This is a genomic window from Streptomyces sp. 5-10 (genome assembly GCF_014712245.1).
Classification (GTDB): domain Bacteria; phylum Actinomycetota; class Actinomycetes; order Streptomycetales; family Streptomycetaceae; genus Streptomyces; species Streptomyces violaceusniger.
Genome location: NZ_JACVYG010000111.1, coordinates 1 through 11,612 on the forward strand (window position 1 = coordinate 1; position 11,612 = coordinate 11,612).

The 11,612-nt window shown below is 70.6% G+C and carries 9 protein-coding genes; 4 read left to right on the forward strand and 5 right to left on the reverse strand.

The annotated features are described in order from the left end of the window. Positions 1–489: 489 nt before the first annotated feature. The 3 genes from IEJ02_RS46835 (at position 490) to IEJ02_RS46845 (ending at position 4,669) form a co-directional block, all read left to right on the forward strand. Positions 490–1,116, forward strand: coding sequence for a hypothetical protein (locus IEJ02_RS46835; protein ID WP_275562514.1), 627 nt, complete (start codon positions 490–492; stop codon positions 1,114–1,116). 37 nt (positions 1,117–1,153) lie between these two features. Then, positions 1,154–3,853, forward strand: coding sequence for a DEAD/DEAH box helicase (locus tag IEJ02_RS46840; protein ID WP_191070359.1), 2,700 nt, complete (start codon positions 1,154–1,156; stop codon positions 3,851–3,853). 651 nt (positions 3,854–4,504) lie between these two features. Next, the gene (locus IEJ02_RS46845; protein WP_191070360.1) at positions 4,505–4,669 is read left to right on the forward strand and encodes a hypothetical protein; all 165 of its coding nucleotides are present in this window, start codon (positions 4,505–4,507) and stop codon (positions 4,667–4,669) included. Positions 4,670–4,827: 158 nt separating this feature from the next. Here IEJ02_RS46845 and IEJ02_RS46850 read toward each other — a convergent pair whose 3' ends face one another. Continuing rightward, complete coding sequence (locus tag IEJ02_RS46850) at positions 4,828–5,409, reverse strand: hypothetical protein (protein WP_191070361.1); 582 nt, start codon at positions 5,407–5,409, stop codon at positions 4,828–4,830. A gap of 576 nt (positions 5,410–5,985) precedes the next feature. Between IEJ02_RS46850 and tpg the strand changes: the two genes are divergently transcribed. Next, the gene (gene tpg, locus IEJ02_RS51520; RefSeq protein WP_191070362.1) at positions 5,986–6,543 is read left to right on the forward strand and encodes a telomere-protecting terminal protein Tpg; all 558 of its coding nucleotides are present in this window, start codon (positions 5,986–5,988) and stop codon (positions 6,541–6,543) included. Between the two features lie 37 nt (positions 6,544–6,580). Here the strand turns inward: tpg and IEJ02_RS46860 are convergent, their stop codons facing one another. The 4 genes from IEJ02_RS46860 to IEJ02_RS46875 form a co-directional block, all read right to left on the reverse strand. Continuing rightward, positions 6,581–7,693: a hypothetical protein gene (locus IEJ02_RS46860; protein ID WP_223865574.1), complete on the reverse strand. Its 1,113-nt coding sequence runs from the start codon at positions 7,691–7,693 to the stop codon at positions 6,581–6,583. 13 nt (positions 7,694–7,706) lie between these two features. Continuing rightward, positions 7,707–8,450, reverse strand: a complete 744-nt coding sequence (locus IEJ02_RS46865; RefSeq protein WP_191070363.1) for an AAA family ATPase — start codon at positions 8,448–8,450, stop codon at positions 7,707–7,709. After that, the gene (locus IEJ02_RS46870; protein ID WP_191070366.1) at positions 8,447–10,039 is read right to left on the reverse strand and encodes a TnsB C-terminal domain-containing protein; all 1,593 of its coding nucleotides are present in this window, start codon (positions 10,037–10,039) and stop codon (positions 8,447–8,449) included. Before IEJ02_RS46870 ends, IEJ02_RS46865 begins: the two co-directional genes overlap by 4 nt. Before the next feature lie 113 nt (positions 10,040–10,152). After that, positions 10,153–11,328 (reverse strand): AAA family ATPase, encoded by a 1,176-nt coding sequence (locus tag IEJ02_RS46875; protein WP_191070364.1) that lies wholly within the window; start codon positions 11,326–11,328, stop codon positions 10,153–10,155. Positions 11,329–11,612 lie beyond the last annotated feature (284 nt).

The window sequence follows — 11,612 nt, forward strand, 5'->3', positions numbered from 1 at the left end:
CCCGCGGAGCGGGTACCACATCGCTGCGCGATGTGCAAGCGAACACCCGCGCTGCGCGCGGGTGTTGCGCTCCCGCTCCGCGGGAGCTGCGGGTGGCTGCGCCACCCGCACAACCGGACTGCTACGCAGTCCGGTTGACGGCCCGTCCGCTGCGCTCCCGGGCCCCGGACTTCCGCTTCACTCCAGTCCGGGCAAGGCGGGTCCGCTACGCTCCCCCGCCTGACGGTCCCTCCGGCTGCGCCTCCAGAACCGTTGAGGCCCGCTGACGCGGGCCAGGCTGGCTACGAGGAGTGGGGGTCGCTCGTTCGTGTCGGGTTCCAGTGTAGTGGGTGCATCAGGTTGATGCACCATGTACCGTTGGCGGAAACACGAGACACCCCCAACCACCCGAGAGCCTCCCCGGAATTCCGAGAGGAACGACCGCAGATGACCGGTCACCACGATTCTACCGGACCCGATCCCGCGCTGAGCAGCGATTCTGTGCGCCGGGTGACGCGGTACCAGACGGCTGACCTGAACGCCCGGTTGAAGGTGTTCGCGCTCCTGGAGGCGCAGGGCGTGCCCGCGAGCGAGGCGGACGACCTGGTGGCCGCGCTGGAGGCCGGAGCGGTCGCCGGGGCGCAGTGCGAGGTGGTGGAGCTGGGTGGCATGGCGCCGGCCTCTCGGGGCGCGCTGTTCGCGGACGGGTGGGATGAGGGCGTGGGGGCCGTGAGCGAGGCCCTGGTGGGCATCGCGGACCGGGAGTGGTCCCGGCGTGGCGGCCGGTCGGCGGGGGGCGCTGAACAGGCCGTACGCACTGCGGACGTGAGGCAGCGTCAGCGGGCCGACTTGGTGCGGCTGGAGAGGTTCGTCCGGGAGAGCGTGCTGCCGCGTACTCATCCGCACACCACGGCGCGGCGCCGGGTGCTGGAGGCGCTGGGCGAGGCCGGCGGTCTGTGCACGGCCCGGACGCGGAACGCGGACGGTGACGTCGTGGTCTGGACGCTTGACGCCGGGCACTACGACTCGGACGACAAGCCGCCCTTCAAGGACGGAAGGCCCGGCGGCTGGCACAAGGCGGATGCGTCGATCTTGAACGACCTTGGTGCGGCCTGCATTCCGCACGCGGCTATCTGAAAGACCACGGTAATTGAGGCTCAGGGGAGGCAAGGAAATGTCAGCGATTCAGCTCAAGGAACACCAGGTAGACCAGCGGTCGGCGTTTCGTAGGTGGGTGGGATTTCCTGCAAGGTCATCTGTGCCCCCGCAGGGTGCCCGGGCCACGATCGTGTCAGCGACCGGATCGGGCAAGACGATCACGGCCGCCGCGTGCGCGCTGGAATGCTTCCGGAACGGCCGGATCCTCGTGACGGTGCCGACCCTGGACCTGCTCGTGCAGACCGCCCAGGCGTGGCGCCTGGTGGGGCACCGGGCCCCGATGGTGGCGGTGTGCTCGTTGGAGAACGATCCGGTCCTCAACGAGCTGGGCGTGCGCACCACCACCAACCCGATCCGGCTCGCCCTGTGGGCGGGGTCCGGGCCGGTGGTCGTGTTCGCCACGTACGCCTCTCTGGTGGACCGCGAGGACCCGGAGGACCCGACGGGTCGGCGGAAGGTTCGTGGGCCGCTGGAGGCTGCTCTGGCGGGTGCAGAGCGGCTGTACGGGCAGCAGATGGCAGGCTTCGACCTCGCGATCGTGGATGAGGCACACGGAACAGCCGGTGATCTTGGTCGTCCGTGGGCGGCGATCCACGACAACGCCCGCATCCCGGCGGACTTCCGGCTCTACCTCACAGCCACCCCGCGCATCCTCGCCGCGGCTCGGCCGCAGAAGGGCGCGGACGGCCAGGAGGTGGAGCTCGCGACCATGGCCGACGACCCGGAGGGCACCTACGGCGCGTGGCTCGCAGAGCTTGGCCTGAGCGAGGCGATCGAGCGCGAAATCCTTGCGGGATTTGAGATCGACGTGCTGGAGATCCGAGACCCCTCGCCCGTTCTCGGGGAGTCGGAGGAGGCCCGGCGGGGCCGGCGCCTGGCGCTCCTGCAGACCGCGCTCCTGGAGCACGCCGCCGCGTGGAATCTGCGCACCGTGATGACGTTCCACCAGAAGGTCGAGGAGGCCGCCGCGTTCGCGGAGAAGCTGCCCGAGACGGCGGCCGAGCTGTACATGAACGACGCCTCGGACGACGACCTGGCCGCTGCGGACAAGCTGCCGAAGTCCTCGATCGACGCGGAGTTCTACGAACTCGAGGCTGGCCGCCACGTACCTCCGGACCGGGTGTGGTCGGCGTGGCTGTGCGGCGACCACCTCGTCAGCGAGCGGCGCGAGGTCCTGCGGCAGTTCGCCAACGGCATCGACGCGGCAGGGCGCCGGGTCCACCGCGCCTTCCTCGCCAGCGTTCGCGTGCTCGGGGAAGGCGTCGACATCACCGGCGAGCGGGGAGTCGAGGCCGTCTGCTTCGCCGACACCCGCGGCTCGCAGGTGGAGATCGTGCAGAACATCGGCCGGGCGCTCCGGCTCAACAAGGACGGCTCCACCAAGGTGGCCAGGATCATCGTGCCGGTGTTCCTGGAGCCCGGCGAGGACCCGCAGGACATGGTCGCCTCCGCCTCGTTCCGCCCCCTTGTAGCGGTCCTCCAAGGACTCCGCAGTCATGACGAACGACTCGTCGAGCAGCTCGCCTCCCGGGCGCTCTCCAGCGGGAAGCGCAAGGTCCACCTCCGGCGTGACGAGGACGGGCAGATCGTCGGGGCCGGCGGCGAGGGTGACGGCGAGGACCAGGAGGACGACACGCAGGCCGCTGCCGAAGCGGCGCTGCTGCACTTCTCCAGCCCGCGCGGCGCCGCGACCATCGCGGCGTTCCTGCGCACCCGGGTCTACCGGCCCGAGTCCCTGGTGTGGCTGGAGGGCTACCAGGCCCTGCTCCGTTGGCGGAAGGAGAACGAGATCACCGGCCTCTACGCCGTTCCCTACGACGTCGAGGTGGAAGTGGGGGTCACGAAGGATTTTCCGCTGGGGCGCTGGGTCCACCAGCAGAGGAAGGCGCTGCGGGCAGGTGAACTGGAGGAGCGGCGCAAGACGTTGCTGGACACGCCGGAGGCCGGGATGGTCTGGGAGCCGGGCGAGGAAGCCTGGGAGAACAAGCTCGCCGCGCTCCGGTCCTACCGGCGCGCCACCGGGCACCTCGCGCCACGGCAGGACGCGGTGTGGGGCGAGGGCGAGGCGCTGGTGCCCATCGGGCAGTACATGGCCAACCTCCGGCGTAAGGGCGGTCTCGGGAAGGACCCGAAGCGGGCGGCCGAGCGCGCGAAGCAGCTGGCCGCGATCGACCCGGACTGGAACTGCCCCTGGCCGCTCAACTGGCAGCGCCACTACCGGGTGCTCGCCGACCTGGTCGACACCGACGGCCACCTGCCCTACATCGCGCCGGGCGTCACCTTCGAAGGCGACGACATCGGCACGTGGCGGTGGCGCCAGCAGGACCCGGGCACCTGGGCGCAGCTGTCGACCGAGCAGCGGGAGCGGCTGGCCGCGCTGGGCATCAAGGGCACTGAGGCTCCCTCTCCCACCCCGGCGGCAACGCGGGCGACGAAGGGCCCGAGCAAGGCGCAGCAGGCGTTCCAGCGGGGCCTGACGGCCCTCACGCAGTGGGTAGAGCGGGAAGGCGACCGGCCGGTGCCAAGGGGGCACAGCGAACAGATCACGGTCGATGGCAAGGCGGAGCCGGTGACCGTGAAACTGGGCGTATGGATTTCGAACACCAAATCGAGAAGGGACCGGCTGGACACCGACCAGCTCGCCGCCCTCGCGGAGCTGGGCATGGACTGGGCAAGGCCGGTGACGATCCCCCAGGCCGCTCCGGACAGTCTCTGATCGCCTTCTTGCGCCGTGACCGGGCCCCGGGCCTTGAGAGGCTCGGGGCCCGGTGCTGTGTCCATGGTTCGGCCGATGTTCTGGCAGGTCAGAGGTGCAACGCGGACTCTGCTGCACCCCTGGTGTTGCACGCTGTGCAGCCCCCGCGTCTGTGGGGAACAGACTTCACTGCGAAGCGAAGGGCGCTGGACCAAGCCCTGCAACGCCGACTTCAGTGTGGCCGCTTGTCGCCATGAACTCGCTCTCACGCCCATCGGGCAGGCGAAGCACTCCCGGGTCCGCGTCGAAGAGGTCAACGCGACTTCCCGGATCTGCCAGTGTGATGCTGCCGGCCCAGGTGCTGTCCCGGTCCGACTCCCGGTTGTCGCTCCGGCGTGGGTCGTAGCGCAGAACGAGGGACGCGGTGACCGCGACTTCGCGACCGTCAGGCATGACAACGACGGCAGGGCCCGCATAGCGCTGACGGCCATCGCCCAGGTGGAAGGGCCCACGAGGATCCATGCCGGGAGGCTAGCGCGCAGCACGTGGTCCTCCTAGCGCCCGGGATTCAGAGGTCGGGCAGCCGGGTCACGACTAGATGCGCTCCGCGGGGCTGTGGGCGCTCGACGAGAGTGGCCGCCAGGCCGTCGTGATCCTGGTCCGGGTTCGGTCGTGTCGCGCGTCGGCTGGCAGATCGCGCGCACCTCGGCCGCGAAGGCGCCGGTGCCGGTTCAGGACGACGCGGTGAACGCCCACCTGCAGGTGTTCCGGGTCCTGGCCCGCCGCCAGGGTTCTGGCCGGGCGCGGACGAGCCCGTCGCGGCGCTGGACGCCGTGACGATCGCCGGTCCGTGCCTCAGACCTGGGCCGCGGAGGGCAGCGCCCCGGAGCCGAAGTTCCAGCGGGCGTGCGGGCGGCTTCGACCTTTCCGGGGTGGCCTTCAGTGTCCCTGAGCGAGGAGGGCGGCGGGACGTATAGGCCAGTGACCAGTGGAAGCTACTGGGCGACGATGCAGGGGTCTTGGGCACGGAAGCGCGCGCGGGTTTCCGGCCAGGGCGTCGCGCTGTCGTGGCCGGAGCAGCCGACGCCCCCGCAAAGAGGTCGTGAGTCGCGCGCCAGCCTGCCGTTGATCAGCGCCACTCGCCCGTACGCCTCGTAGCGCTCGCGGCTGTCCTCGCGGTTCACAAGATCATTGGCGAGCTCCTGCTTGGTGGAGCGCACGAGATCCGCGATCGGAACACCCCACCTCTTGCGGATCATAGCTACGAGCTGCGCCTTGGAGTGGTCGCGCATCAGAGCGTTTCTCCGCTGGAGCAGCTCGTTGGCGAGCTCGGCTTCGGTTGCGGGAATCGGCGTGATCGAGTCGCGGATGTACTCGGGGTCCTCGGCTGCGTCAAAGATCATGATGCAGGCCGCGTGCGGTGCGAAGACGACGATCTCATCTGGATGCTCAGCCTGCGCCTCGGCGGTGGCACGTACCCAGTTGAGGGCTTCGTGGTAGCTGAAGTGTGTGCCCTGCTCGCGTGCGGTGCGCTGGAGTTCGCGGGCGCGCTGCTGCTCGGTAGTGCGTTTGGTCATGGACGGGTCCTCTCGGCACCGGGTCCTCGCCCCACACGGCAACCCCGGCTCGATGGATCGTCAAGGTGTTCGTCAAGCAGTCCGTTGATCCCGGAAGACCTTCCACCAGTGTTCCGGGCAGTGTGGGTGTCCGGTGCGGTGTGGGCGTCGGCGAAGCCCAGGGCGTCAGCCCTGCGGCGGGCAGGATACCGGCTCGGCCGTCAGCTCTTCCCTTCGTCGACGACGGCGAGGCGGTGGCCTCGTCCGCGTACGGATCGATGGCTCATGTGCGTGCCGGGCGGCGTCGCGGACAAGGCGCAGTCGAAGGATCACGCCAGGTCTCCATCCGGCGGAGCTTTCCCGTCTCGCCCTTCTTGGGGCTCGATACCAGAAGGACAACACCGGGATGCCGGCGACGTCCGTCGTGACCCGCGCCGTCAGCTTGTCGCCGATGCTCACCCAAGGGCTCGTAGCCTGCGGCAGCCAGCGCTGTCTGGAGAATGCAGAAACTGGCAGGCAGAGGCAGACGAGGTGGGAGAACTGACGCGACGGACTGCAGGTGCCGGCCCTGCCAGCTGGCCGCTTCGAGAGGCGGACATGGGACAGATCGAGCAGGGTTTGGAGCGCGCGTTGCGCACCCGGCCCGTTCCCTCGAGCACCGAGGCCCGCCTGCGTTTCCTGCTGACAGCGCTTCGGGGTTCCACCCGGAGGGTGGCCGCCGTGCTGGGGGTGTCACAGCGCACTGTGCAGCGGTGGGTGACAAAGAAGCCAGGAGCGCGTCGCCTCCCGGGTCCGACGCAGGTTCGGGCGATCGAGGATGCGGTCCTGGCCCGGTGGCAGCCCCGGGTACGGGCCCGTCGGCGTGCGCAGGCTGAGGCGGAGGGGTTCGTCTTTCATACCAGGGCGCGATTCGGGTTCGCGGCTCCTGCAGGCTCCTCGGACGATCCGCGGGTGCGGTGGATCACCCAGGATCTGCCGGGAGAGGTAGCCCGGGAGTTGTTCGCCGCCCGGGATGCCGGCGCGGGCGAGCAGCAGCAGACGGTGATCCTCGCCCGCGCGCTTGGGCACGTCTACTTCCGTGACGGGGGCCGCCGCGCCCACGGTCTGCACATCGCCTTCAGTGACATTGAGTTCGCCGACTTCTCGATCGGCTGAGCCTGCCTCTTCGAGCGACCGTGGCAGGGGGGGTGCTTCAGCGTCGCGAGGGCCTGACGCGACTGGCCGGCATCGCTTCGTACCGCTCGGCTTCCTGCCGCTCGCGCCAGTCCCACTCCACACGGCCGACCGGGCCCTGGCGGCGGGCCGCGGGCGGCTGGGGCGGGCGCAGTCTGGCCGTCTCCGCCGCGCGCATCAGGTGCCCACGGTCGCCTGGCGCGGCGAGCAGCTCCTGGTCCTCGCCGGATACCAGCCGGGTGAAGCAGGCCGCGGCCCGCAGAAAGACGCCGGCCCAGGGTGGTACGGGGTAGGCGGCGCAGCCGTCGGTGTAGCGGGCGCGGTCGTGCAGGACGAGCGTGGCCGCAGCGTCGTCGTAGTCGCGAGGGCGAGCGGTGGCGAGTTGCTGGAGGGAGGCGCCGGTGAACAGCGCGGCGACGAGGGCCGCGGCCAGGCGAGGATGGGCGGTCGCCGCGTGCAGCCGGTGGGCGACTCGCTGGGCGGTGTGCGCGGTGAGAGGAGCGGGCGGTGGGCGGTGCCGCCAGTCGATCAGGGGCGGCGTGCACGGGTCGGCGCAGGGGCCGGGGCTGTCGTAGGAGACGAGGCGGTCAAGTGCGGGCAGGGTGAGCCACCGGCTGGCCGGCCCGGCGGGTTTGTCTGCGGGCGGGGGTTCGGTGACAGGCGTGCCGTAGTAGTGGCGGCGGGCAGCCTCGAAGTCGGCGGTAACGGAGTAGTCGGCCGTCCGCAGGGCCTGGTGCAGAGCGGCGGGAAGGTGGGGGCGGTGGCAGACCAAGGTCAGGTGGATACCGGTGAGGGCCTGTAGCTGCAGCAGGCGCATCGTGCGGCGGGCGGTGAGGCGGTGGGCGCGCAGGACAGTCAACCGGGTCACGGGCAGGGCGGCCATCCAGGCGGTGGCTGCTTGCCAGGCGGGCTGACGGCCGCCGGGAAAGCGGCCCGGGAGCAGGGGCGGTTTACCCAGAGCGGCCAGAAGGTCGTGGGCGAGGCCGGTCTCGCTGGTGGTGCCCGGGCCGGGGTGCAGGGTGATCCGGCCGGACGGCGGATGGTGGGCGGCCAGGGCGGTGTGGGTGTGAATCGCGTCGTCGCATGGGTCGATGACCACAGTGACGGACGGCGGTGGCACGGTGAGCGGCATGGCGGTGTGGTGGTCAGCCAAGGCGGCTGAAGGCCCAGCGCAGCAGTTCCTGGTCGACGCAGGGGCGGCCGGTGCGGGCCAGGGCGGTGCGGGTATGGGCGGTCAGCTGGGCCCAGGCGCGGAAGTTGCCGTGCGCGGCGTGGCTGTCGGCGAAGGCGATGTCCTTGGGGTCGGCGTCGGCCCAGATCGGGTGGAACAGAGGGATGGCCTCGAGGACCTCGTCGGGGTTGAGGCGGGTGAAGTGCTGCCAGATGAAGATGCGGGAGGAGAGCATCGGTTCGCGGCGCAGCACGGTGTGGCAGCCCTCGCCGCCGACGAAGATGATTGCGAGCTGGGTGGAGGGCTCGTCCCACAGGTAGCGGAAGTACTCGAACGCCTCGCCGTTGAGCCACTGTGCCTCGTCCACCAGGAAGGTGCGGGGGCGTTCAGCCAGAGCGGTTTTCAGCAGACGGTCGAACTCGCTGGGGTGGCGCGGGGGTTCACCGGCCAGATCAACCGCGGTGAACAGCTCGTAGCGCACCGCGCGGGCCGTGGGCCGGGCACGGAAAGTGATCTTGCGGACGTCCTCGCCGGGTTCGAGTGCGTGCAGGCAGGTGTTGACGGCGAGGGTCTTGCCGAAGCCGGCGCCGCCGTGGATGCACATCATGGCGCGGGCAGCGACGGTGTCGGTGATGTTCTCCCGTGCGGTGAGCAGAGCGCGGGTGGTGACCACGGAGGCGTCCGGCAGGTCGACGTACTGGTAGGTGGACGCGGTCACGAGGCGTCTCCGTCTTCAGCTGGGTCTGCGGCTCGTCCGGGCGAGCCGTCGGGAACGGATCGGGACGGGAGGGGAGCAGGTCGGCCGGGCGCGGTCCGGGTGGCGAGTGAGGGCGGGGTGCGCCAGTCGGCCGGGGGTGCGGCGGGCGGGATGAGGTCCGGCAGAGCCAGATTGGACAGGTCGGTGCCAGCGGTCTGGGCGAGTTCGGCCTCGGCCTGCGCGGTGGTCAGCGCTCCGAGCCGCTGCGGGGCGGCGGGCTGGTTCACGGCGGCGTAGCGCTCGCGCTGGGAAGCCTCCAGGTCCTTCTTCAGGCGGCGGGTGCGGGAGGCCCGCGCTTTCCGTACGGCGCGGAGTTGTTCTTCGGTTGCCTGGTCGGCCAGGTCCGCAGGACCCAGGTAGCGGCCGGTGGCGGCGTGGTAGACCTCGATCCGGTGATCGTGGTGGGGCATGAAACGGATGCGAACCTGGATCCCGGTCTGGCCGGTCATCCACGGCCCCACGTAGTCGCGGCTCCTGAAGCGGACACCGCGGGTAGTCAGCGTGCGGGTACCGGCGTCCTCCAGGGTGAACGTCCACAGATCTGTCGCGGGCACGTCCCGCAGTGGGGTGGGATCGTCCTGCCACGCCTGAAGCGGTGTCTTACCCCGCAAGGGCGCGGGACAATGCTCGGTGTTCCACCACAGCGTCCAGGCCAGCAGCCGGGCGGTGAAGTCCTCGAAACCGAGCAGCACTTCGTCCTTCGGGCGAGAGGAACGTTTGCCGGGGCGCGGCTGGCGGGCGTATCCGGGCAGCGCGGCCACGAACATGCTCTCCACCGCCCGGTTCAGGCCCTCTACCGTGCCCTTGAGGTGGGGGGTGTAGGCGGGCAGGTCCTCCACTGTCACGTTCAGGAGATCGAACGCGGCGGTCACCGTCCGGGACAGGAAGTCCTTGCCGCGGTCGACCCGTACCTTCTCGGGCAGGCCACCGAACGGGCCGTAAGGATCCTCGCGCAGGACCGCGGAACGCAGCGCGGCCAGCACCGACTCCCGCGACGGGTCTCCCGGTGTGACCGCGACGCCGGTGATCGCGTTGGTGGCGCAGTCGGTGAACCAGGTGATCCACGGCCTGCGGGCCCTGCCGTCGACATCGACCAGCACCGGCGCCTGGACGTGATCGGTCTCCCACACCTGGTTACGCCAGCCCCGCGGCCGGGCCAGGAACACATCGTGCTTGCGCGCCGCCCGCTCCCCTCCCGCGAGCCCGGCCCGCTCCCCCGGCGTCAGATCCCGCTGGATCGCCCGGTGCAGCGTCGGAATCGACGGGGGTGGATCCCCCTCGCCCTTGGCCGCTCGAGCGGTCAGCTCACGATGAACCGCCGCGACGTTGCCCTTCCACAAGGCCAGCAGGCGGCGCACTTCGGGGGTGACGGAGAAGCGGTCTTTGCTCTGGGCCCGCGCCCCGGGCTCCGCGGCCGCGGCTTCGTCACGCTCGGCAGCGGCAAGCCACCGCCACACCGTGCGCTCGGTCACTTCCAACGACTCCGCCATCAGTCGCACATGCCGCGTGGTCAACCTCTGTTCCTGCCGCAGGGCGAGCAGCCTGCGCACGGCAGGGCCGCGCAGCGCCGACAGGGAGGAAGAAGGCAGGCCTCCCCGCACGCCCCCGCCCTCCCCGTGCACGCCGGAGCGGGAAGCCCCCTCTGTCGGCCCGGCCGCGCCGATCACAGCGGCCCCATGAGCCGCGCGCAGGCCCGCTCCAGCATCCGGCGGTCCACTACCGCCCGTGTCCTGCCATAGGACTCAGCAGTCAGGTGCGAGGTCATCTTCGCCCAGGTCCGGAAATTGCCGTGCCCCACATGCTCGTCCACCCACGCGACATCGTCCTCGCTGACGTCCTCCCACAGGGGGTGGAAGGCCGCCATCACGGTGGCCACCTCGCGCGGGCCAAGGCGCGGCACCAGCTCCCAGGTCAGCACCCGGGAGGCAAGCGCAGGCACCCGGCGCAGCGCCCGTTCACTACCCGCACCCGCCAGCACGAGTGCCGTGTCCGTGTCCGGGTGGTCCCACAATCCGCGCAGAAACTCCAGCGCCGGCCCCGGAAGGCGCTGAGCCTCGTCCAAGACCAGCACACGAGGCTGCCGTAGCGCGTTCACCAGCATCAGATCCGCCTCCCCCGCTCCGCGCGGCAGACGCCTGCCCAGCTCAAGGGCATCCGCGAGCACCCGGCGCAGCTCGGGAACCGTCGGATGCACACCGACGTGGACCCGACGGATCCGGGCCGGGTGCGGCAGCTGGGACAGGGCGTACTGCAGCGCGACGGTCTTGCCCTGGCCGGCGTCGCCGTACAAACACACCACCGCCCCGACCGCGGCCGCGTGCGCGACCGTCCGCAGCACCGACCGAACGGCAGGTGTGTGCACCACCTGCGCGCCCGGCACCAGGACCGGGACCTGCGCCAGATGCTTCTGCTCCCGCAGAAAAACCTGCCCGCCAGCGCCTTGGCCGGCCACGACGTTCAAGCCCAGCTCGCTGAGCGGATCGGGCCTGCGTGGCCCGGCCACCTCAGGCTCCCGCTCGACCATCAACGCCCGGCCCGCCCGGCGGTCCCTGCGGATCACCCGGTGCAGTGTCGACGCCGACGGAACCGACGCCCCACCAGCCGCGGCCAGCCGACGTCTCAGCTCAGCGACATTCCCTCCAACCTCGCCCAGCAGCGCCCACACCTCGTCCGACACCGCATACCCCTGCCGGACCGGCGCCTCCACCTGCCCGGTCGTCTTGGCCTGCTCCAACCAGCGCCACACCGTACGCTCGGAAACACCCACCGTCTCAGCGACCGCACGCACATGCCTCGTGGCCAGCTCCCCCGCCTGCTGCCGCTCCAGCAGACGACGCACCACCAACCCCCTGGGCAGCACAGCCCCACGACCGGCCCTTACCTCTTGATCCACCCCACGATCACACCGACCGAGCCCACCTCACCGCATAAGAACTCTCGAAGCTGAGACAACATCAGCTGCCATGCGATAAAGCCCCACGACAGCGATCCCACCCATCAATCTCTCACCTCATGACAGTGGCCTGCCCACCCGTAAACAGCCGCTGACCAGCCCCGTAACACCCACACCTGGACCAGCGCGACCGACTCTCACCACCACCGACACCAACCCGAGAAATCGCA

Bases quoted from the DNA above. Each gene is read 5' to 3' on its own strand.
- IEJ02_RS46840 (WP_191070359.1), top strand. From the start codon at position 1,154: ATGTCAGCGATTCAGCTCAAGGAACACCAGGTAGACCAGCGGTCGGCG.
- IEJ02_RS46850 (WP_191070361.1), bottom strand. From the start codon at position 5,409: ATGACCAAACGCACTACCGAGCAGCAGCGCGCCCGCGAACTCCAGCGC.
- tpg (WP_191070362.1), top strand. From the start codon at position 5,986: ATGGGACAGATCGAGCAGGGTTTGGAGCGCGCGTTGCGCACCCGGCCC.
- IEJ02_RS46860 (WP_223865574.1), bottom strand. From the start codon at position 7,693: ATGCCGCTCACCGTGCCACCGCCGTCCGTCACTGTGGTCATCGACCCA.